Here is a 21,945-nt window from a genome sequence, read left to right on the forward strand (position 1 = left end):
CTCGGCGGTTCTTTTCCAATCGGGGGAGGTTGCCGGCAGGTCTCTGAGTCCCGTATTCGATAAGGCCTAAACCAAAGATAAAGTGGGGGTACAAACATGAAGATTGCTGTGGTCACCGATAGTACCAGCTATTTGTCCGCAGAAGAGGTCGAGCGGTATCACATTCACGTCGTACCAATTCCGGTGATCATTGATGGTCGCTCCTATGATGAAGATGTTGATATTACCACGAGTGAATTTTACGAACGATTACGAAATTCTAAGTCCTTTCCGAGCACGTCGCAGCCACCGTTAGGCGAAATGATTAATCTCTATGATCATTTGGCCGATGAGGGGTATGACGCGGTGATTAGTATTCACCTGGCCAGCACGATTTCGGGCTTCGTTAACCAATTAAAGGCCTTAGCGCCGACGATTGAAAAGATCAAGGTGATTCCTTACGATTCGCAAATCACCGTTAAATTGATGGGATATTTGGCCATTGAGGCTTCCCGGATGGCGGCCAAGGGTGCCGATCCGGATGAGATTATCGCCAGATTGGATGACTTACGGTCCACAATCGGGGAATACTTCGTCGTCGATGACCTGCAGAACCTGGTTCGTGGGGGTCGCTTGTCCAATGCGTCCGGTTTTATCGGTAGCGTCTTACGGATTAAGCCGTTATTGACGTTTGACGATGAGACCCATGAGATCGTCGCCTTTGAAAAGGTGCGGTCGCGTAAGAAGGCGTTGGCCCGCGTGGAGGACCTCTTTGTTGAGGCCCAATCCAAGGTCGATTACCCCTTGCGTGCGTTGGTCTTAGACGCCAACGATCCCGAGGGCGGTCAGGCCTGGGCCAACAAGATTGCCACGCAGTATCCCGAGATTCCCGTGGAGCGGTCCTACTTTGGGCCGGTCATTGGGACTCACCTGGGCGAAAAGGCGTTGGCCTTGGCGTGGCTGAAAGATTTTGATCGCGCGTAACGCGTGCATCTCCTGGTGGGTTATGGTAAGCTAGTTGCTGTAATTAAAATTTACGGAGTAGGAAATAAAGCGTCAAGTGCCGGTGGAACGCAATGTGAACGCCGGACGAAGGGCAATTGGCCCGCGATTTTATTTCCGCATTGGCCGCAGCGATGTGGCAACTCCCTTAGGAGATGTCTGAATTGAAGATGACAGTAGAAACTCGGCTACCCAAGCTGAGCACGTTGAGTTTGGTCACGATGGGCCTGTTGATGGCGTTACAATTGGTGATCAAGAGTTTCTCGGTGGGACCGGCGTTCCTGAAGTTTAGCTTTACGTTTCTGGTCGCGGCGTTGATTGCCCGGTTGTTTGGCCCCTGGTGGGGGATGATGACCGCCGCAGTCGTGGATGTGATTGGGACGTTGATGTCGGGCGGGCCGTTCTTTATCGGCTTTACCGTTTCGGCCGTGCTGGGTTCGCTGATTTACGCGCTGTTCCTGTATCGTAAACCGGCCAGTTGGTCCCGGTTGATCATCGCTCAGGTGATCATCTCAGTGGTGGTTAACGCCCTGCTGAACACGTTGTGGGTCGCGATCATGTATAAGACCCCGTTCTGGGGCTTGCTACCGATACGGCTCTTAAAACAGGGCATTATGACGCCTATTCAGGTGATCTTACTCTACCTGTTGTTCAAGAGCCACGTGGTTGCCGTGATCCAGCAACGTTTAAAACTTTAAATGATAAGCAAGCACCATTTCGGCGGCGACGTCGGGGTGGTGCTTTTCCTTGGAATCAACTAGGTTAGCTTAAATAAATTACTTTAACTTACAACATTTACTCAAACACCTCTCCCGCCACAACGACTAACCAACCACTTAAACACTAAAGATCCCTAGGGAGAGAGTTCGTTAAGTGCCGGAACCCTTAACTTTTTCTATTGAATCGGGGATTTGGCTTGTGTCGCATGACAATTTCAGTTATAACAAGGGTTGACGAGGTGCCATTTCGGGGAGGATTTTTATGAAACAGCTACTACAGCTCTATGATAAATATAAAAGCGTCATTGCATACCTGTTCTTCGGGGGACTGACCACGTTAGTTAACCTGGTCGTGTTCTTTGTGACCGCCAGCATGTGGCACTGGAACTACCAGATTGGGACGGCCGTGGCGTGGTTTGTGTCGGTGCTGTTTGCGTACCTGACCAACCGTGTCTGGGTCTTCCACTCCCATTTCACCACGTTTGGCGCGCTGGGCCGCGAGATTGTCACGTTCTTCTCGGTCCGCGCCGTCACACTGATTATGGACGAAGGAATTATGTGGATCGGGGTCTCGCTGTTATCGCAAAACGAGATGTTAACCAAGCTGGTTGACCAGGTCGTCGTGGTCTTGGCCAACTACTTCTTCAGCAAGTGGTTTGTCTTTCGGAAGACCAAGGCGGCTTCGTCGATGAATGACTAATTAAAAATAATGATGCCAAAAATCACGCTATCTCTTAAGAGAGCGTGATTTTTTTGCGATCATTTAGACGGTTTAGGGAGACAATACTTTTACAGTTAATACGATTTTGTGGTTTTTTTGCCAAATTCTGCAACAAAATCATCGTAAATTACATTAGTAATAAGTAGGGCTTCCAATTGTGACGGAAACGGCGTGTACCCAAAGTTGGCTGGCGAGCATTAAGGTTGATAACTGGATAATTCCAGGCTTGGAATGGTCTGATTATCAGTGGAACCGACTGTCTTTTGGCACCCGTTTGGCTACTTAAGGGAGGGACATACAAGGGTCTGATTTGCTTTGTCCCAGACTTTGGACGAGGGATATTAGGCCACGGCTCGCTGTTGCTGGCGATGGTGGCGTCGCAGACGGTCGTAGACGGCCACAGTGGCCCCGCCGATGAGAATGCCAATTGCGTTGGCCAGCACGTCGTTAATATCACTGCTACGGTTAATTAGCCAGTGTTGGGAAAGGATGTACTGCATGGTCTCGATACTGCTGCCGGCGAAGAGGCCGAACAGTCCTACGCCCAACAGGGGCAACTTGGGGGCCAACCATTTCAGCAGTAGGCCCAACGGTAAGGTTAGCAGAATATTTTCTGCGAAGCCTAGGTTAAAGACGTCGAGTTGGGTAAGGTTCACGCGGCCAAAGCCGACCGGCATGATGTAGACGCCGGTGCCAGAAAAAGAGATGGGGGTAAAGAGAATTGCCGCTAATCCGGTCAAATAGGCCAGAGTGATCAAAGCGAACCAGCGATGTTTACGCATGGTGGTGACAATCAACAGGCCACTTAAGCAGGCCATGAGGAAAATAATTAATAGGGGTTCCCAGCGCATCGAATCACCTCCGTGAGATGCGAAAGACTTAAACGGTCGATTAACATGTTTCTAGACTAACGCACAATCGGGCGACCGGGGGGATTCCGGCTTGGGTTTTAAGGTTTCTTTGGCGCTTTAGCAAATTCATAAGGTCTTCGGCAAAGAAAGGTCACACTTTATCGTGATTAGGGCGTGGCACCAGTCATCACGTGGTATAAATAAATTTGTAAGGCGGACGCTTTGGTGAATACCGGCAAATCTGCTAAAGTTGAAGACAGACATAATGGACATCACAAGGGGGAATTAGATGCAACGGTGGTTAACGTGGCCGGTGTTCTACGAATTAACGGAGATCTATACGGCGCCTTTAAATATCATGTGGTTCGTCTTGGGGGTGGCGATCGCGCAATTTCATTTGGGCGTGGTGAACTGGGGCAATGTGGGTTTGTGTTTGATTACGGTCTTTGTCTTCGATCTGGCCGTCAATGTGTCGGACAACTATTACGATTATCTTCACGCGCATGACCGGGTGGACTATGCGCAGAAGACCAATCCAGTGGGCCGGTTGAATCTGCCAGTGGCTGGTGTCGGCTACCTCGCGATTGGCCTGTACATATTGGCTCTTTTGCCGGGAGTCTGGTTAGTCTGGCGAACCGGCTGGGTGGTTTTCCTGCTGGGCGCGTTGGGGTACGCCATTGGGATTTTCTATACGGCGGGACCACGACCGATTAACGCGACGCCGTTCTGTGAAACGGTGGTGGCCTTGTCGATTGCCTTTTTGATTCAGCTCACCTGCGTGGTCGTTTCCACGTATGGGCGCAGTCCGCTGACGTGGCACACGGTGGGGATTACCTTTCTGCTGTGTCTGCCGTTAACGTTGATTTTCTTCACGTTACAATTGGCCAATAATACGGCGGATCGTGAGGAGGACATTCGTAACCGGCGCTACACGTTGGCGTATTACTTGGGACAGTCGGGGGCGGTCAAATTGATTCAAGCTTTCCTGATTATCGGCAGCCTGTGGCCATTAGTCAACGTGGTGCTTCATATCGCGCCTTCAAGCACTGGTTACACGGTCTTGGTGCTGCCGGCAATGTGGTGGGGTATGCGACCATTCTTTAAGGTTCAGGACAAACAGAAGACCTTTATGGCCACGGTGAAGAGTGCGTCACTGTTCTTCATCGCTTATCCGTTACTGTTTGTGGCGGGGGCTTGGCTTTAGTTTAGGTGAACGCTCAAAGCGAGGGCCAAGACCGGGTTGGGTTTGGCTTGGCCCGCTCCTGTCCACCGCGTTCCAGGCCAAATTTGGCGAACGGTAAGGCGGCGGGTAATCCACAATATAGTCGTCGCCGACAGAAAAAACGATCGTGCAAGCTGTCACCAACTTACACGATCGTTTCGTTTAAACGCCTCTATAAAGAATTAACTAGGCGCTACTGACAATGTCCAGGTTACGGTGCTCTGATAGTCTCCGGCCGTGATTTCGGGATCCGCTGGGAAACTCAGCTGACTGTCCGTCACATCGAAGCTTTGCCCATCGTAGTCGCTAGACGTATAAATCTTGGTTGCCGTATTGGTCGCCGGAACGTCTTCGTCCAGCCGTGATGTCGGATCGTACAGATCGAGAATCACCGAACTGAGCTGACCGTTATCGCCATCGCTAAGCGTGAAGGGTGCTAGGCTAGCGGTTAACGTCCAGTCGCCACCGGTTTCTCGGCTATCCATCACGGTTAATTCACCATTATTGTTCCCATCATAGTTACTGCCGCTGGTCGCTTCATCTAAGTTTTCCAGCGTGGTACTGCTGGTGGCTGCCGAAGCGACCTCGGTACTGCCAAAATTGAAGTTAGGCACCGCCGTCAGTGACAACAGGCCACTCTTGTTGACGGTGAGGAGTGCCGCGTTGGTGTTGACCGTCTTGGTGCTCCCGTTAACGGTGTAGTTCAATGTGGCGTAGTACGAGGTGCCGTTGTCGCCACCGACAGTGGTCTTGCTGACGGTGTAACTGGATGCCGTCGAATTGAGCGCGGTGGTCGTACCGTCATCGACCTTGTACCAGTTTGCGACGGTCATGCCGTCCGGTAAGTCCTTCAGCGTGAACGTGGCATCGCTGCCTTCGTTCACGGTGACGTTTTGCAGGGCGCCGACCATAATCTTGGTGGAATCGCTGTGACCATTACTGGTCCCGGTGATCGTGACGAGGCCGTGGTCGTTCGCGGTACCGTCCATGTTGCTGGAAACACTGGCGGTTGTCACGTTACCATACGCATCAACGGCGGCGAGGCCGGGATCACTACTGGTCCAGGTGATCGGGTCGGTCGCGTTGTCTGGCGTCAGCGTTGCGTGAACGGTGGTACCTTCGCCGTTGTACAAGGCATTGCTGTCGGCGGAAACTTGAATATCGGTCGTTGGAACTCGGTCGGGCGTAACGGTTACTGTGGCAATTCGTGACCATTCGTTGTAAAAGAGACCAATCCCGGTAAAGTCATATTCACATTGAAACATGACTGGCGTGTCCTTGGTGACGTCGGGTGCGGTAAACGTATAGGTCGTGCTGTTACTACCGACCTGTTGATATGTTGTGCCGCCGTCCGTGGATTCCCACCAGACGTATTTCCGACTGCCGAGAGGGTTCGTGGCGGCTTCCAAAATATTACGCGTCCCTTTAGCGGATAGCGTCACACTATGACCAGAAATGACGTTGGAATCGATGGGTTGCTGAGTAAAGCCACCGGCGAGGTTAATCCCAAGAATCGACGTAGGAGGCGATGTTGGTGTTTGTGGGGCGCTCGTGGCCGCTTGCGCCGTGGTGCCGGCAACCAACCAGCCCACTAACACAGCGAGGCTTACGAGTAGGCCTCGTAAGAAGCGTTCCCAATGCATCATCATTCCCCCTTTGTCACGACTTTAAATGAGATTGGGCCTCGTCCGACGGCTTGGTCGATGACGTCTGGCTATCGGTATGGGTTAACGTCGATTCCGGCGTATCCGGATCATCGTCGTCGCGTGAACGGCGCTTGCCTAACCAGTAGGCCAGACCGATCAACAACAGAATCAACAGGATAGCGAGGATGACGAGCCAAATCCACCAATTGTTAGGCGTCTTATCCGAGTGCAAGACGGCATTGTGTGTCCGAGCGGTCTTAGCGGTCAACGTGAACGACCGGCTAAAGTTCCAGACGCGTTTGCCACTGGTGGCGTGTAGTTTAAGTGTATATTGACCAGCGGCTAAACGCTTCTTGCCCAGTCCAATACCGAAGTTGAACCAACTATTGGGCGCCATTGACCCGTTCTTTAAGGATCGCGTCAAAACTTGCTTCCCCGTCTTCGCGTTCAGGACTCGAGCGTGAATATCTAAGTCACCGAAGAGGGCTGGTGTGAGATTACGCAACTTGGCCAAGACCTGAGGCTGACCATTTTGCTTTTTAACCGTAACATCGGCTAACTTAAGATTGATAGGTAAGATTTGATTTGGCTGGCACCATAAGGAAACGGCAACGACTTCCGCATAACGGTTCTGGAGGTTTAAGTTGCCACGCGCAGACGATGGATTGACGTTTGGATCAGTCACGAAGAGGCCGCCTAAGACTTCTCCGGTGAAACCAGATGCCGGCGTCTTCGTGGTAAACGTCACGGTCTTGCCCTGGTGTGCGGCCAGATGGACGGTAACCGCGCCAGACGTCATTTCAGTAAATGTGACTTGTGCGGAAGGGTCCGTGCGATTTGATGGCACAAACACGGCCTTCCCGGTGTCTGAAGTCGTCGCGTTAACTGGGATGACCTTGAGTGTTCGTGCGGACTTGCTAGGATTCGTGACGGACAACTTGAGAGTTTGACTGCCACTGGGCTGAACTTTGAGGTCGTAATAGTCGGCCTTTTCTGAGATCTGATTCTTAGGAAGTAGTGGCGTTGCGGCGAAGTTTGAATTCGTCGTTTCCGCGGCGTGCGCCGAAAGTGACGCACCACCACCCAACAAACTAATCAGAGCCAGAAACGCAACGAGCCACCATTTAAACCTGTTCAAATTCATTGTCAGCACCACCTTTAGTCATTAGAATTATGAAGCCGGCGTTGCGGTTGGTGCAGCTTGCAAGGCCCAGAAGAGCGTTGCATCGTAAGTCCCAGAAGAAACAGAGGCTGGTTGTTGACCAATCGTCAAGTCAGTGTTCGCATTCGTGGTTGCACTGTTGCTACCTTCACCGGATTGCGCAGGTGCGGTCCACAAAGTAGAAGGATTAGAAATCCAATCGTTGGTGATTGCACCACCGCTAAGCGCAACATTGGTTGGTGCTGGGGTTGCGGTGTTGGCCATATTTTCTGGCGTCATCGACAAGTTCAACGTGGTGTCAGAAATCGTTTCACTGCCGGTCAGTGAGGTGAAGGGACCCATCCCCACGGTCAAAGACCAACCCGCGTGGCTACCACGGTAATCGGTAATGTTTAAGTTCCCGGTGTTGTTCCCATCGTAACCCTCACCACCGGTCGTACTCCCAGCAGCCAACTTCAAGGTGCTGGTCCCGGAAGTTAAACCACTGATGCTGGCGTTACTCAGTAAGAGGTTTGGGACGGCGTTAAGGGTTAACATCCCAGGCGTCACTGAGAATTGAGCGTTAGACATCGCCTCCGCATTGCTGGTAGCGGTGGCTTCGTATCCCGTAGAAACCGTGGTTAAGTTACTCGTTGCGGTCCCTGGACCGGCCGCGTTAGCTACCACAGGGGATAATCCTAAAACTAAAGCAATCACAGCAAAACTACTGCTGGCACGATTAATAATTTTTTTGATGTTGATCATCATACTTCCTCCAATCTAATTGTGCCCAGTTTGAACCGACTGACCTGTTTACTGAAGCGGCAAGCAGGCCAATCATAAAACAACTTTAAATATAATTGATTAAGTGACCATTTCCCTCTCTGCAACTCTATAGTAGCAGGTCTAGACGGGGACTTGGACCGATTGGCTTACTTTGCGATGTCTGTATACTAACCGCTAATAGTGAGATGCTGATTTTGACATTTTAGAAAAAGCGTCACCACTAACGACGCGGCACAGTCATTTGCTGGGTCGATTAGTCGTATAGTTTACCTGATAATGTCTAGTAGATAAGCCATGCGTCGTGGGCCACTTGTTGAGCAAAAGGTAATGGGGTTAGCGATTCTTCCGGAAAATCCAGTAGAGTCCGCCGAGTAATAGGATGACCAGCAAGGCGCGCACGCCCCAGCCAATCAGCCAAAGGACCATGGCTTGGGAAACGATTTGATTCCAATCGGTCGCGAGGGTGATCAACATCAGGATCAGGCCTCTTTTCTATAGGGACAGTGCCTTAATCCGCGAGCGTGAGCGTCTCGGCGATGGCGACCAGTGACTGGAGATTTCGGGCGAAAGCCTGCTTGGCGATGGGCGCTAGCAAGCTGAGGGGTACGCGTAACTGGGACGTTTCTCCTACCTGCAGGGTTTCCGTCAGGGTAGTCAGACCCGCAGCTTGCTTTAGCGTAAAGCTGAGGCGGTAGGCGAGCTGACCCTCGGTACTTTGGTAAATGACCTGTTCGGCAGTTGTGGTGATGCTGACGCGCTCGTGGACGTTCAGGGCCGGTGGCCGGCGCGTGATGAGAACATCGGCGTTGTCCGGCGTAACGCCGGTAATTGCCGGATTCCACAGGGGAAGTTTTTCCGGTTGAGTTAGTATGGTGCGCAAGCGGTCGGCAGGTACCGATGTCGTTACGGTGTTTTGAAAAAGCGTGTTTGTCATAAAAAAGGCCTCCTTAATTTGGATGGCCTTACTGTACCCGATTATCGCGGTCGGTGATAATCAGGATTCTGATAATTTAAAATTTTTCGGGAACTGCTTCGTGAAAAAGCGTGGAGAGAAAGCGTTGCTTTTGCCGGGCCTCCGCCGCGTCGAGCGCATGACCGGCCCGTTGCGCAATCTCCGCAATCAGGCGGTAGCAGTTGGCCAGCATGTAATGGGACTGATGGTCGGTGATGAAGCGAATCCCCTGTAATAGCCGATCGGTGGCGAGTTCGGGTTCTTGTAGCCAGTAGGCGGTCAGTGCTGCCAAATAAAAGAGAATATTTTGATTTTCCTCGTAGGGCATCTGATCCAACTGGGCTAGGGCTTGCGCCGTGAGCTGCTGGGCGCTACGGGGCAAGTGTTGCTGGGTCTTGACCGTGGCCAGCGAGGCGAGCGCCAGTCGCGTAAGGGTCGTGGGTCGGCGAGACACAGCCATATCGGCGGCAAATTGCAAATTTTGCTGGACGGCGGTGAGACCAGCGTCACCGTGAAGTTGCGCCACGCCCAGGTAATAGTAATAGGCTTGGGTCTGTGCGTCCGTGGTGACGGCGGCTAGCGTTGACGGTGCCAGGAGAAAGTCGCGGAGGTCGCTGTAGCGGTGCTGGTTACAGAGGACCTGCATGCGTGTGTTCAGCGCATCATCTCCGCTGATGGCAAAGTCGCTGGCAAGACTAATTTGATCAAGGGAGATGGCTAACCGGCGACATAGCGCCACGAGTAGCTTGGCATTGGGCGTGTAGCGGTCGTTTTCGATGGCGGATAACATGGATTGCGCACAGATACCGGTCGCCACCGCGGCCTGGGAAAGGCCTTGGCGCTTGCGGGCCTGCTTGAGAGTGGTGCCAAGTGACATGACGGTCTACCTCCTAAACGGATTGAGTTGGTTTAAATGTACCGATTTGCGCTGGCGATTACCAGCGATTTGCCCGCTAGTCGTCAAATTTCGATGAGGGTTACCTAGCGGATTTGTCCGCTTATCTTTTTTGGTGGCATCCCTCAAAGGTCGGCGTCATTAACGCTAGGTAAGCGGTACACATTAAATCTTTTGGGGGCCAGATTGCGGTGATGATCGCGCCCTTTTTCAATGACACGTAAAAGAATCTTGAATTTGACGCTCACCTGAACCGTAAAGTCGGGTAGTATAGAGGTAAAAGAAAGTGGGGGCGTACCATGTTAAAAGACGATCAGATTGTTTGGGCGATTCATCAGATGGAAGCGGAGATGGGGCCGGTGGGGCCGTCGCTAGATTCGCGGACACCATTTCAATACTTAATCTCGGTGATTCTGAGTGCGCAGGCGACGGATGTGTCCGTCAATAAGGTGACGCTGGTGTTGTTTGCGAAATATCCTAACCCGCAGGACTTGATGGTTGCGGATGTGACCGACGTGGAAGGTATCATTAAGAGTGTTGGTCTCTTCCACAACAAGGCCCGCAACATCATTAAGACGGCGCGCATCGTTCATGAAGAATTAAACGACGTGGTGCCGACCGATCGCAAGGGCATCATGGCCTTACCGGGTGCCGGGCGGAAGACGGCCAACGTGGTATTGAGTGACGTCTTCGACCAGCCGACGTTCGCGGTGGATACCCACGTTTCCGCCATTTCGAAGCGGCTGCACTTCGTCGACCAGGCGGCATCCCCGTTGCAGGTAGAAAAGAAGATTGTCGGCGTATTAAAACCGGAGGAGCTGCACCAGGCGCATCACACGATGATTGAATTTGGCCGGAAATACTCGATGAAGCTGACGCCGGAAAAAGAAGTTTGTCAGCTGATTAAAGATTGCGATCGATTGAATGAGGAGAATGAGGGCTTAGCGTAAAGGAAGTGTGCGCATGACGTATACATTTATTGGCGATATTCACTCGGCGGCGGATGATTTGGAGGTGCTCCTCCACGCCAGCGATCTACAGAACAGTCGGCTGATCTTTCTTGGCGATTATGCGGATGGCCTGGCGTTGCGAGCTGGGACGGATCGGCCAGATCTCATTGCCCCGTTGGCCGTGTTGGACTTGATTCGCGACCGCGTTAACCACCACGGGGACGTCGCCCTTTTGGGAAATCACGATGACTTTTGGGTCCAAACGGCCCGCGGTGACGATCTGAGTTATCAGACCTGGCGACTAAATGGTGGGGCGAGGACTTGGCGTAAGCTGGGCATTCATTCAAGTAATCCCACTGTCGTGACGGCGGCGCTCAATGCGGAGCCGTTGCGTGGATATACGGCATTTTTAGCGAGTCTGCCCCTGACTTGGGAGCGACCACACCTACTGGCGGTGCACGCCGGTCTTAACTGGGATTATCCGCTTGACCAGCAGGTGCGTGATGATCTGATGTGGATTCGTGAGGATTACTACTTTGACCAGAGGCGTCAGTGGCATCGTAACCTGACGAACAAGGTCATCGTGACCGACCACACGCCGGTTCAAGCTTTAACGGATTCGGACTACGGCTTCGTGAAAATGCAGGCGGACGCCCAGGACACGCCGCGGTATTTGATTGATGCTGGCAGCCGATCGGGCGCGGCTAATGGCGGCATCTTTGCTCTGACGTTGACCGCGACCGGCGAAGTGGTTGCCATGAATTGGGTAATTCAGGGACAGCTCTATGACGGCGCCGCCCCGCATTTATTGGGATAGTTGAAAGCGACAAGCGTTAGTGGGGGGCTCCGTCAATTCTTGTCGATTTATATGAAATAAGTGGTGTTGTCTTGACTTTAAAAATGAAAAATAGTGACGTTCTAATCATCTAGAGCGTGGCTATTTTTCTGACCGTCCGAACCATAGAATAGTGACTATTAGGGGTTCACGGAAGCAATGGGCCGTGTTCGGTGAGGAGACTCGGGTACCGCGTACGCTGTCTACTTGTGACGAATTTAGGATGACTGGTTGTCCGTCTGACCGGTGATTAATGATTTTTTATCGTCATTCGGCAAGTTTCATTCGTATAATATCTTCAATAAATAAAATATTACGGATATAAACTTTGCACGGCGAGAAGAAAGATTTATACTCTATGTTGAGTCTAATCGAAACAGAGAAATTGAAACAAACTATGGCGGGCCTTTAACCATCAATCTGGGAAAACTTAAGCCAAGCCATCAGTCTAATCCTAGCGATTAGCGCAAACGAGGAGGATGTTATGTCACTATTCTTTGCCATTATTTTGTTATTACTGGCCGTCATTCCGGCGCAGTTGCTTTTTGATCGATTCAATCGAATTCCCTTGGCGATTTACCAGATCTTGTTGGGACTGGGCCTGTCATTCCTACCACTATTTGCCAACTTAACGATTGACCCTGAGGTGTTCTTGTTGGTGATCATTTCCACCCTCATGTTTAGCGATAGTCGTCACCTAAACTTAGGCCGTTTTGCCGATTCGCTACGGGGGACGCTGGCCTTGGCCATTAACCTAGTCGTGTTATCAATCCTGGTGGTGGGGGCTTTGGCACATTGGATTACCCCCGAGCTGACGTGGTTTGGTGGCTTCATGTTGGCCGCCATTCTCTCCCCAACGGATGCCGTGGCGTATCAGTCGATCACGGCGAGAACGCCACTCCCGGCCGATGTCAATGATCAGCTTGAAAATGAGTCGTTGTTAAATGATGCGACTGGCCTAGTGGCCTTTAACCTGACCGTTTCGGCGTTGAGTACGGGCCATTTTTCATTGGTGAAGGGGCTCACTAATTTTGGGTACGTCTTCTTAGGCGGCATTGTGATGGGCCTTTTCTTGGGCTGGGGCTTCATGACCATCCGTCGTTGGATGATTATGCACGATTCCAGTATCAATATCGTGATTGTCCCCTTAATCTTAGGGACGCCATATTTCATTTACTTTGTGGCCGAGGAGCTGGGCATGTCGGGAATCCTGGCGGTCGTTGCGGCGGGGCTCATTCGAACTTGGGAACAGAGCAACTGGCAATTTACGGCCTCTCGTATTTAGAATAGTGCGTATGCCGTTGAGGATCTGATTAGTGCCGTTCTGAATGGGGTGGTCTTCATCATTCTCGGAATTAATCTGCCTACGATTTATCGCTTGGGGATTAACCTGAATATGAGCCTACTGCGGATTGCGGTCATCAGTCTGGTCCTCTATCTGGCCTTGGTCGCCGTCAGGTTCGGTTGGTTCTACACGAGTTATGCGCGTGAAGGCCGGCGAGAACGGGTACGGAAGAGCTTATTGGCCGGATTAAATGGGATCCACGGTACGGTCACACTGATGATGGCCTTATCCATCCCGCAAACTTTGCCGGGTCTATCGATGCAATTACGATCGGCTCTGGTCTTAATCACGACACTGGTGATTCTATTGAGCATGTTGCTGCCAATTATCTTCACATCCAGACTCGTGGGAGAAGCGGTGACGCCCGACCCTGGACGCGACGATGCGGAGATTTGGAATCAACTCGTTGATCGGGCGTTACGGGAGCTGCAGAAGCAACAGCTCCCAGCGGAGTTCTTTAACTTTATCTATCCGTTGGTCGTCACCCAACGGCCGATGGCGAAATTAAAACAACGTGAGCTGATGCGCTTATTTCATCAAACACAAGACATCGAGCGTCAGGCAACTGGCCGTTTGATCACCGAACAGCAGGTCACACCGGCCGTTGTCGCACAACATGCGGCGGCCATCGATCGCGAAGTCTTGAATCAGCAGTTAACGCCGTGGACGACCTTACTGTATTGGTCGAAAGTGCTCAAACATCAGCCAGCAACAAAGGCGGATGTCCAATCGGACCATGACCGTATGCATCAGCGGCAGCGAATTGAAGCCGCGAGTTACACGGCCATTATGAACTTTTTAAAACGACAGGATCGGGATTTTCAGTCGGTCGAGGCGAACACGTTAGCCCGTATTTATAGTTCCCGGCACGATGAAACCTTGGATACGGGGACGATTAATCAGGAACGGTTTTACATGCTACAGTTATTTGCGGCAGAAATCGAACAGGTGCATCACTTGTATTGGCAGCATGAAATCACGCTTGCGAAAAGCCGACAGTTTATTTACGATTTGAGTTTGCAACAGACGACGTTTATCGGTCACCATTTTTAGTAGGCGGCTTATACGAGAAGGCGGCTTTTTCATTTTGGCAGACGACTGAGTAAATCGCTACTAGAGGGACTGTGAAACAGTCCCTCTATCTATTACTAATGTAATTTGACGGGAATTTGTTGCAGGGGTTGGGTGCGATTTAAGCCTTTCTTAAATGTTGCGCATTAAAGACGGGGCCTGATCTATATTTCAAGAAGTAAAGCGTCATTTTTTCAAGTAGCTGAGGTGATTTTACAATTTGTTTTTTAAAATTATTACACGGAAAAAACCACTGGATTGGCAACAATCAGGTGGGCTTTTTCAAATATCTTGATTATTTACAACTGTGCTATAAGATCTTTAAATCTTTGCTCGATATTGTTTAGGTGTCATTCCAAATGATGATTTGAATTTCTTTCCAAAATAACTGGCAGACTGAAATCCACAATTTAGCGAAATTTCCGTTAATGGTTGTGAAGTGTCTTTTAAAAAGGAGAGTGCCATCGACATTCGATAATCGTTTAGAAATTCATTAGGCGTTTTATCAAAGACAGATTGAAAAATCCGAAAACAGGCGGTGCGACTGATTTGTGCATTTGAAGCCATGTCTTCGACGGCGAATTTTCGTGAATAGTTTTCATGAATAAATTGAATGAGTTGCTTAATTATTTCTTCGTTTTTCTCATCACTAACCGATTCATCTCTGAAGAATTGAAATTTAGTGATAAGTTGATTTCAAATTTTAAAGGTCAGTTCGAGACTCTGCAGGTCATACGTAACCCCAGTGCCCGTTAACTCACAAAGATGGTTGATACTGGAAGTTATTTCACTATTGCTATGATCAGTTTTTTGAAAGAAGAGATACTTTCGATTTGAATGAACGACAGGTGAAAGTGCTTGTTCTCCAAAATTCCCAAACGCAGGTGTATTGAAGAGCGTTCTGGGAAGCGCAAAACAATTTAAAATTGAGCCGGCAGTCTAAGCCTTAGCGCTATGGAGGACTTCAGAATTATTGACATTGTTGCTGACATGTAATATAATGACGATTAATAGATGCCGGACGGGCCTTAGGGCGCCGTTCCGGCCCTTTTTTTTGGAGGTGTTTTTAAATGTGCAAGACAGGCAGAAGTGCAAAAGAAGAAGTCATCCAAATTCCAAATGATAAATTGAATAAGGCATATACGCAGTTTCCTTATACTTTGGACGAACCAGATGGAAGTAAGAGAAGTCTTCTATTAAAAAGAGACGGTTATTCTTTCCCGATTACTGACATACATAATGTTTTACCGGATGGAACTCAGTTTCTAAAAAAAACAGTCAAGGTTCCGCTGTCAACTTCAGAGTTAATCGAAAAGTTACAAGACAAAATTCACAAGATTACTTTTACCGATAGTGAGAAACAACAAGCGCAAGCAGATCTTGACGTAATCAACTATTACAGAATTTCGGCTTTCAGAAAAAACATTAACCAAGATAGCACAACTTACACTGACTTGATTGCTTTATATCAATTTGATCGCTTTTTACGAAACTCCATTAGTAGGTTAGTACCTACAATTGAAATATCGCTTAAAACTTCATTAGCAAGGTTTATTGCAATGAACTATAAAAATAGTGATCTGGAATATTCTGGTGGACTAGCATACTTAAACCTCAGCATTTACAAGCAGAGCTCAGGTAAACAATTAGAAGTGAAGAGAATGCTGTCTCAATTTTCCGAAGAAATGACTCGACTAATCAATAAAGACAGTATGATTAAACACCACGTTACCAATTATGGTGGTCAGATTCCAATTTGGGTACTCTTTGAAGAAATAACGTTAGGCGAGTTCTCCAAATTTGTCTCACTGCTACCGTCAGAACTAGTTCAACAATGGTGCGAAGACTTGTTTGTTGCACCTTTCAGGATCTTTTCCAACACACATAAAGATGTTAAAGGGTGGATATCTACAATTCAGGTGTTACGCAATACCGCGGCCCATGGATCGAAGATTTACGGGCAATTTTTGACGTATAATCCACGTATTTCAGATGAGAATTTGAGCCGTTTAGATTTGGAAAACATGGGAAGAATCACTCCAGAAAACCTGAGACATACTTTGTTTGCTGGATTGTTGACGCTTAAAATATTTTATTCACGACTTAGACTAGCAGATAAAAAAGAATGGAATACCTTTTTAGATAAACTATCTAACAAAATTAAAAAGAATAGCATTGTAGACATAAGCAAAATTGGTATGCCACAGAACTGGTTTGAAGTTTTACAAATAGATTTGGAAGAACAGTAGGTTAGCTATTAAGAGGAAAATGTTGTCACTACTTGAAAAATATTAAAGCCTGATATTATTTTTCATGTGTAAATTGCAAGAATAAGTTAGCGATTAGGACCAAATACTGATACCAAGGGGTCCTCAGGAGCTTGGAGTGGAGTAATACGCCTAGCCGCGCTCAGCTGGCTATCATGAGTTTCATTTACGCGATTGACGAAGATGACCTCATCCTAATTGGCATTCGCATAGGCACGCACGATAAGTTGTTTTTTAAACAGAATCATGCTAACAGATGAGAGGATTCTGTTTAATTATCATCAGGTGTCAGCCAAAGAGCCGTAAATGCACAAGGGTCTGGGACAAACGTTCCAGGCCCTTGTGCATTTACTTTAATTCGCCAAAACGTGCGCCAAAAGGAGCCGGCTAATCATCCCTTTGTTCCACTTTCGTTTTTTACCGTCCGGACCAAAATATAGAGAATAAGCCAATGATAAAGAGTCCTGCCAGCACGGCCCACCAGTAACCAGCAAGAAAGGTCCCAGAAGTTCATGCGACCGAATCGGCGGACGTAGCGGTTGTGTTTAGGGTCGAAAACAAATTCAGTCGTATCGACCTGGGCCTCGTGTGCGGTTCCAAACACGAGGGTATCCAGGCTCACGTTAAAAATGTCCGTTAGTTTTGTGAAGTTAGCGAGATCAGGCGTTGAGTCGCCAGATTCCCATTTGGTGATGGCTTGGCGGGTGACAAAAAGTTTGGTCGCCAGGTCGTCTTGCGTGATGTGCTGGTCCTTACGTAATTTTTTAATTGTTCGGGAAATTGGCTCATTTTGGATACTTCCAGGAAATTAGAAACGTTTCTTTCTAAAAATTAGATAACCGGTCACGATAAAGATGAGCGTATAACTGAGTGTTCCCAGTAATAGCTGGCCATTGCTGAGGTGACTGGTCGCGTGATACATGATGTAATTGTAATATTGTCGGGTGAGACTGGTCATATTGAAGGGGTTCCAACGCAAGAGCTGGACCCACTTTTCCGCATTCAATAGATTAGCTGAGACGAATTGGCCCGTGTAGACCATCAGCAGGCTCACGCTGATGACTAAGGCATTACTAAGGTTGCATCTGCCTGCTGGTAAGCCGTATGCGATGGGGTGAGTAGTTGGGCGGTGAGCTGCGGATTGGCCGTCATCAGGCGGTAGTAGCGTTGATGGCGCTGATTGAACGTGTTGATGGTCCACAATGATCTGGCCATGGTCAATCAAAATGACCTGAGTCCATGACCTTCTGCAGTTCACTGAGAATGTGACTAGAAATCAAGCGCAAATTGCAAGAACAAGTTAGCCACTGAGGCCAAATACTGATACCAAGGGGTTCTCAGGGGCTTGGAGAGGAGCAATACGCCTAGCCGAAGACGCCGACGAAGCGCTCAGCTGGCGTTTGGAAACCCAGTTGGCGACGAGGCAAGTTGTTTAGCTTGTCGGCCGCCCTGGCAACGTCAGCTGGACTGATAGCGTCGAGGGACGTGCCCTTAGGAAAGTACCGGCGAATCATACGGTTATGGACCTCGTTTGAACCGCGCTCGCTGGACGTGTAAGGATGTGTAAAGTAGACTGGGGCAACTATGCCATGACCTGCGGAAGGGTCGTAAACTCGGGACCATTGTCCGCAGTAATTGATTTGATAATGGGCCCGTACTCAGCGATGATTGACTTCATCGCGTAGGCCACTGAATCGGCGTTGCGACCATCAATCAAGCGGATAATTTGGAAGCGCGTCTGGCGTTCAATCAACGTCAAGATGACACTCTCTTGACCATCGCGCTTCACGACGATTGTGTCGATTTCAAAATGCCCGAATGTCTCACGAGAATCCACTTCCGCAGGGCGTTCCTCAATACTTTGACCCAATAGGCGCCGATACTTGTGGGCGGTGCGCACGTGCTTTGGTGGGCGACGGCTCAGCTTCTCGGCAAGATCCAGGTTACAGACCTCGAGAAATTGCTTATCGATGTACTTGTAAAATGTCTGGGTGCAGACCATCTCTTCCGGTCGAAAGAGGCCAAGCGCTTTAGCGCGACCGACCACGGCGTCTGGTGCCCAGCCGTCGGTCTTAAAGCGCTCCACAAAGAAGGTCAGGAAGTCCGCCACCTGGGTGAATTTGTACGGCCGGTGACAGGCCACCCGTTTCTCGTGATAGCGTCGTTCGGCAAGCTCCGCAACGTAGACCTCAAAGTACTGTTCCTTGCCGTTAACCCGCTGTTTATTGGACACCAAGCCTCGTCTGATCTCGTTACTGATGGTCTGGTGACTGACCCCAATCAAATCAGCTATTTTACGGCGAGAATAGCCGTCATGGTTGAAGTAGACCTCAATGTTTCCACGTTCTTTCAAAGTTAGATGGTGACCCTTGGGGCGATTCATGGTAAGCTGTTCTTGCATCAAGACGAAGACCTCTTTCATTGTTTGTGTAGGAACTCCAATGATACCTGAGGTTTACGTCTTGGCGTATTTATTTTGGTCTAGATTTCTAAGTGGCAAACTTGATTATAAAATTCGCCGTCAAAATAAAGTCCGTTTTTTCTACATTTAATTTAGTTGCTCATTGTATGATTACATAAAATGAAGTTCAGTATTATACAGTACACCAAAATCTTCATGTTCTAAGTAGTGGAGATGTTGTTTGTGAGATTAACCACTTAAAAGGGTAAGATTGAATGGATTGGTTCAGATAATTTTATCAGCGAATGGCTAGAATGTCGTCATAAGAACGAAACTGAAACAAAACGGAACAGGCAATTACTCGCTTGTGAGTTTGCCTGTTCCGTTTTTTAGTTATATTGTTTGAGTCGTAACGATTATTTGGTCAATTGTGCGATAGCTTCACCCAGCTTAACTGGGTTCATGTACTCGCGATATTCACTAATTAAGCCGTCATTATTTGTACGGACATAGAAAACGTAGTTTTGATCGTACGGCGTATCGTTAACTAGTGTAGCATCTGCATGAGCAAAGCCAATCGCAAAGTTATCATCATTTGTTTCAACAATTTCTACATTACTGTAGTCCATGTTCTTAAACATTTGTGGTAAGCTACCGAAAGTGCTGGCAACGGCTTCCTTACCTTCGATTTTATCAGGTGTTCCGGCTGGAGCAAATGGGACAAATTGAGTAACATTGTTAGCAAACATGTCTTGAACGCTTTTGATATCCATTTTTGAGATTGCGTTTAAGAAATTCTCTAAAGTTTTAGCTGCTTGTGACATTGTAATTCCTCCTTGAATTTGACTGACTATCTTAACAGTTTTATTGTAAATAGTGGGCATGCACTGAACAAGTACTAAAAAAAGTTTAGTAGGTAAGAAATGGAGAATATTATGGAAAACTGTGATACAAAATTCGCTTTGGAAATCATCTAAGGAAAGTGGCGCCTTCGTATTATTTGGGAACTCATAAAAGATGAGCCAATTAGATTTAATGAGTTACAGCGACGTGTAACAGGCATCTCGCCAATTGCACTTTCTAATGAGTTGAAGCACCTGCAAAAACTAGATTAGATGTGCGACAACAGTACGATTCAGTACCGCCACAAGTTGAATACCGGTTAACGACTGTCGGTCGTCATTTAGATCAAGCATTATTTGCTTTGGGTGACTGGGGACACCAAGTGCGTGAGAAACAATCATGAAAATGTTTAATCTATTATGAAATATTTTGTTGACGGCGCTTTTGAATACCGTCAATAATTTCTTGAACCGTAATTTTTTGCATTTCTTTTTCGGTAGCGCTTTGAATCCGATCGTAAGCGTCATTTAATGTTTGCTGAATGTTAGCACCAACCGGGCAGTCCATATTAGTACGCGGATCTACATGAAGAATATCATGATTAGTTTCAACGGCTTTAAAAACATCTAATAATGTAATCTCAGAAGCTGGTTTCGCCAACCGTGGCCTTGCGGCACCTACCGTGCTGGCCAGTAAACCGGCATCTTTTAAGTTAGACATTAAACGTCTTACGACACTTGCATTGGACTCAATACTTTCAGCAATAGTATTGCTACTAAGATTGCCGGCTGGAACAATACTTACATAGGCTAAGATATGGATTGCGTCACTGACTTTATATGAATACTTCATGTAAAAGTACCTCCTTAAAATTGTTTCTAACGACTGGGCTTAATTGGAAACATTGCATTTCCACTTGCAGTTTTTTCAGCTGGAACTTCTTCTTGTAGAACATCCCAATGTTCATTAATTTTTCCATTGTCATCAAATCTAAAGAAATCAACAGCAATCATTGTTTTGCCAAAAAAGTTTGTATATCTTCCGTGTACCGCAACAATGTCGCTTTCTTCCATCACGACACTAGGTTCCCAATTCATTTCGTTATCGGTCAAAACACCTCGTAAAGCTTCAATGCCATTTTTTACGGAAGGGTTATGTTGAGTCCAGTCATTACCAAAGAAGGTTTCAACCTTATCCATATCCTTTTCAGTGAACACAGCATTCATATAGTCAAGAGCACGTTGTTTGTTTGTCATAATCAATTACCTCTTTATCTGTTGCTTTATTAAGCACAAGTAATATCATAACACCTGTTGTTTTAATGTCAACAGATTAATTTTAGTTTTGATATAAAAATGTAGATAATTAATCAAAATTTATGTGTGTTTTTAGCAAAAAAGTAAAATTAAAAACGGCTGGAAAATTTTTTTACTTATTTTCTGCTTTTAAAAGTAAATTTTTCTGAACTTTATTCTTAAACAGTCAAAAAGGTAATGACAACAGCAGTGTTAACACCAAGGCAATACTTTTATTCGATTTTTTTAAAATAGCACTTTTTTATGACGTGTCCGATTGCAGACCTTGTCTTTTGAATTGTTTTTAATTAACTGAAAATAATTCTTTGGCGAATTTTATAATCAAGTTAACCACGATAAACGGTTCCTAGAGATCTGTAACCTAGATCTTGCTGAGAAGTTAAGCCGTCGCCCACCAAAGCACGTGAGCACCGCCCACAAGTATCGGCGCCTATTGGGTCAAAGTATTGAGGAACGTCCTGCGGAAGTGGATTCTCGTGAGGCGTTCGGACATTTTGAAATCGACACAATCGTCGGGAAGCGCGATGGTCAAGAGAGTGTCATCTTGACGTTGATCGAACGCCAGACGCGCTTCCAAATTATCCGCTTGATTGATGGTCGCAACGCCGATTCAGTGGCCTACGCGATGAAGTCAATCATCGCTGAGTACGGGCCCATTATCAAATCAATTACTGCGGACAATGGTCCTGAGTTTGCGACCCTTCCGCAGGTCATGGCATAGTTGCCCCAGTCTACTTTACACATCCTTACACGTCCAGCGAGCGCGGTTCAAACGAGGTCCATAACCGTATGATTCGCCGGTACTTTCCTAAGGGCACGTCTCTCGACGCTATCAGTCCAGCTGACGTTGCCAGGGCGGCCGACAAGCTAAACAACTTGCCTCGTCCCAACTGGGTTTCCAAACGCCAGCTGAGCGCTTCGTCGGCATCTTCGGCTAGGCGTATTGCTCCTCTCCAAGCCCCTGAGAACCCCTTGGTATCAGTATTTGGCCTCAGTGGCTAAC

The 21,945-nt window shown here is 48.1% G+C and carries 24 protein-coding genes, 3 pseudogenes and 1 riboswitch; of the genes and pseudogenes, 12 read left to right on the top strand and 15 right to left on the bottom strand.

The window, feature by feature from the left end; all coding sequences use genetic code 11:
* The first annotated feature begins 96 nt into the window (after positions 1-96).
* From V8I28_RS01035 to V8I28_RS01045, 3 genes are all read left to right on the top strand, one after another.
* Positions 97-963, top strand: coding sequence for a DegV family protein (locus tag V8I28_RS01035; protein WP_341778273.1), 867 nt, complete (start codon positions 97-99; stop codon positions 961-963).
* 51 nt (positions 964-1,014) lie between these two features.
* Positions 1,015-1,112: riboswitch (THF riboswitch) on the top strand.
* Positions 1,113-1,151: 39 nt separating this feature from the next.
* Positions 1,152-1,679 (top strand): folate family ECF transporter S component, encoded by a 528-nt coding sequence (locus tag V8I28_RS01040; protein ID WP_341778619.1) that lies wholly within the window; start codon positions 1,152-1,154, stop codon positions 1,677-1,679.
* Positions 1,680-1,962: 283 nt separating this feature from the next.
* A complete protein-coding gene (locus tag V8I28_RS01045; RefSeq protein WP_233670042.1) occupies positions 1,963-2,400 on the top strand; it encodes a GtrA family protein in 438 nt (145 codons plus the stop codon).
* Between the two features lie 362 nt (positions 2,401-2,762).
* On the opposite strand, the gene V8I28_RS01050 is transcribed toward V8I28_RS01045, so the two are convergent.
* The gene (locus V8I28_RS01050; RefSeq protein WP_341778274.1) at positions 2,763-3,272 is read right to left on the bottom strand and encodes a VanZ family protein; all 510 of its coding nucleotides are present in this window, start codon (positions 3,270-3,272) and stop codon (positions 2,763-2,765) included.
* Between the two features lie 289 nt (positions 3,273-3,561).
* Between V8I28_RS01050 and V8I28_RS01055 the strand changes: the two genes are divergently transcribed.
* Complete coding sequence (locus tag V8I28_RS01055; protein ID WP_341778275.1) at positions 3,562-4,476, top strand: prenyltransferase; 915 nt, start codon at positions 3,562-3,564, stop codon at positions 4,474-4,476.
* 200 nt (positions 4,477-4,676) lie between these two features.
* Here the strand turns inward: V8I28_RS01055 and V8I28_RS01060 are convergent, their stop codons facing one another.
* From V8I28_RS01060 to V8I28_RS01085, 6 genes are all read right to left on the bottom strand, one after another.
* Positions 4,677-6,137, bottom strand: a complete 1,461-nt coding sequence (locus V8I28_RS01060; RefSeq protein WP_341778276.1) for a WxL domain-containing protein — start codon at positions 6,135-6,137, stop codon at positions 4,677-4,679.
* Between the two features lie 16 nt (positions 6,138-6,153).
* Complete coding sequence (locus V8I28_RS01065; RefSeq protein ID WP_341778277.1) at positions 6,154-7,284, bottom strand: DUF916 and DUF3324 domain-containing protein; 1,131 nt, start codon at positions 7,282-7,284, stop codon at positions 6,154-6,156.
* 27 nt (positions 7,285-7,311) lie between these two features.
* A complete protein-coding gene (locus V8I28_RS01070) occupies positions 7,312-8,046 on the bottom strand; it encodes a WxL domain-containing protein (RefSeq protein WP_341778278.1) in 735 nt (244 codons plus the stop codon).
* Between the two features lie 354 nt (positions 8,047-8,400).
* Positions 8,401-8,541: a hypothetical protein gene (locus tag V8I28_RS01075; RefSeq protein ID WP_341778279.1), complete on the bottom strand. Its 141-nt coding sequence runs from the start codon at positions 8,539-8,541 to the stop codon at positions 8,401-8,403.
* Positions 8,542-8,575: 34 nt separating this feature from the next.
* Positions 8,576-9,001, bottom strand: coding sequence for an SRPBCC family protein (locus V8I28_RS01080; protein WP_341778280.1), 426 nt, complete (start codon positions 8,999-9,001; stop codon positions 8,576-8,578).
* A 76-nt stretch (positions 9,002-9,077) separates the two neighbouring features.
* Positions 9,078-9,896, bottom strand: a complete 819-nt coding sequence (locus tag V8I28_RS01085) for a helix-turn-helix transcriptional regulator (protein WP_341778281.1) — start codon at positions 9,894-9,896, stop codon at positions 9,078-9,080.
* 317 nt (positions 9,897-10,213) lie between these two features.
* On the opposite strand from V8I28_RS01085, the gene V8I28_RS01090 reads away from it, so the two are divergent.
* The 4 genes from V8I28_RS01090 to V8I28_RS01105 all read left to right on the top strand — a co-directional run bounded on the left by V8I28_RS01090 (position 10,214) and on the right by V8I28_RS01105 (position 14,097).
* Positions 10,214-10,864 (top strand): endonuclease III domain-containing protein, encoded by a 651-nt coding sequence (locus V8I28_RS01090; RefSeq protein WP_341778282.1) that lies wholly within the window; start codon positions 10,214-10,216, stop codon positions 10,862-10,864.
* A gap of 13 nt (positions 10,865-10,877) precedes the next feature.
* On the top strand, positions 10,878-11,681 hold the full coding sequence (locus tag V8I28_RS01095) for a metallophosphoesterase (protein ID WP_341778283.1): 804 nt from the start codon (positions 10,878-10,880) through the stop codon (positions 11,679-11,681).
* Positions 11,682-12,183: 502 nt separating this feature from the next.
* Positions 12,184-12,984, top strand: a complete 801-nt coding sequence (locus V8I28_RS01100) for a cation:proton antiporter (protein WP_341778284.1) — start codon at positions 12,184-12,186, stop codon at positions 12,982-12,984.
* Between the two features lie 48 nt (positions 12,985-13,032).
* The gene (locus V8I28_RS01105; RefSeq protein WP_341778285.1) at positions 13,033-14,097 is read left to right on the top strand and encodes a hypothetical protein; all 1,065 of its coding nucleotides are present in this window, start codon (positions 13,033-13,035) and stop codon (positions 14,095-14,097) included.
* A gap of 339 nt (positions 14,098-14,436) precedes the next feature.
* Here the strand turns inward: V8I28_RS01105 and V8I28_RS01110 are convergent, their stop codons facing one another.
* On the bottom strand, positions 14,437-14,682 hold the full coding sequence (locus V8I28_RS01110) for a helix-turn-helix transcriptional regulator (RefSeq protein WP_445928165.1): 246 nt from the start codon (positions 14,680-14,682) through the stop codon (positions 14,437-14,439).
* A 503-nt stretch (positions 14,683-15,185) separates the two neighbouring features.
* On the opposite strand from V8I28_RS01110, the gene V8I28_RS01115 reads away from it, so the two are divergent.
* Positions 15,186-16,364: an Abi family protein gene (locus tag V8I28_RS01115; RefSeq protein ID WP_341778286.1), complete on the top strand. Its 1,179-nt coding sequence runs from the start codon at positions 15,186-15,188 to the stop codon at positions 16,362-16,364.
* 409 nt (positions 16,365-16,773) lie between these two features.
* Here V8I28_RS01115 and V8I28_RS01120 read toward each other — a convergent pair whose 3' ends face one another.
* From V8I28_RS01120 to V8I28_RS01140, 5 genes and pseudogenes are all read right to left on the bottom strand, one after another.
* Positions 16,774-17,178, bottom strand: coding sequence for a helix-turn-helix domain-containing protein (locus V8I28_RS01120; protein WP_341778621.1), 405 nt, complete (start codon positions 17,176-17,178; stop codon positions 16,774-16,776).
* Between the two features lie 12 nt (positions 17,179-17,190).
* Positions 17,191-17,436, bottom strand: a complete 246-nt coding sequence (locus V8I28_RS01125; protein ID WP_341778287.1) for a hypothetical protein — start codon at positions 17,434-17,436, stop codon at positions 17,191-17,193.
* An 8-nt stretch (positions 17,437-17,444) separates the two neighbouring features.
* Positions 17,445-17,597: a hypothetical protein gene (locus V8I28_RS01130; protein ID WP_341778288.1), complete on the bottom strand. Its 153-nt coding sequence runs from the start codon at positions 17,595-17,597 to the stop codon at positions 17,445-17,447.
* A 149-nt stretch (positions 17,598-17,746) separates the two neighbouring features.
* Positions 17,747-18,804: pseudogene (locus V8I28_RS01135) on the bottom strand (IS30 family transposase).
* 395 nt (positions 18,805-19,199) lie between these two features.
* On the bottom strand, positions 19,200-19,607 hold the full coding sequence (locus V8I28_RS01140; RefSeq protein WP_341778289.1) for a nuclear transport factor 2 family protein: 408 nt from the start codon (positions 19,605-19,607) through the stop codon (positions 19,200-19,202).
* 165 nt (positions 19,608-19,772) lie between these two features.
* Here V8I28_RS01140 and V8I28_RS13080 point away from each other — a divergent pair.
* Both V8I28_RS13080 and V8I28_RS13085 read left to right on the top strand, forming a co-directional pair.
* Positions 19,773-19,898, top strand: a pseudogene (locus tag V8I28_RS13080) (winged helix-turn-helix transcriptional regulator); the annotation flags it as partial.
* A gap of 2 nt (positions 19,899-19,900) precedes the next feature.
* Positions 19,901-20,029 carry a winged helix-turn-helix transcriptional regulator gene (locus V8I28_RS13085; RefSeq protein WP_445928166.1) on the top strand — a complete coding sequence of 43 codons (129 nt, stop codon included), beginning with the start codon at positions 19,901-19,903 and terminating at the stop codon, positions 20,027-20,029.
* 14 nt (positions 20,030-20,043) lie between these two features.
* On the opposite strand, the gene V8I28_RS01145 is transcribed toward V8I28_RS13085, so the two are convergent.
* Together V8I28_RS01145 and V8I28_RS01150 are read right to left on the bottom strand one after the other, a co-directional pair.
* Entirely contained in the window at positions 20,044-20,478 is a 435-nt protein-coding gene (locus V8I28_RS01145; protein WP_341778290.1) for an Rrf2 family transcriptional regulator, read from the bottom strand.
* A gap of 26 nt (positions 20,479-20,504) precedes the next feature.
* The gene (locus tag V8I28_RS01150) at positions 20,505-20,882 is read right to left on the bottom strand and encodes a nuclear transport factor 2 family protein (RefSeq protein ID WP_341778291.1); all 378 of its coding nucleotides are present in this window, start codon (positions 20,880-20,882) and stop codon (positions 20,505-20,507) included.
* Between the two features lie 394 nt (positions 20,883-21,276).
* On the opposite strand from V8I28_RS01150, the pseudogene V8I28_RS13090 reads away from it, so the two are divergent.
* Positions 21,277-21,880 (top strand): annotated as a pseudogene (locus V8I28_RS13090) (IS30 family transposase); the annotation flags it as partial.
* Between the last annotated feature and the right edge of the window lie 65 nt (positions 21,881-21,945).

Source organism: Levilactobacillus sp. HBUAS70063 (genome assembly GCF_038374745.1).
GTDB lineage: Bacteria > Bacillota > Bacilli > Lactobacillales > Lactobacillaceae > Levilactobacillus.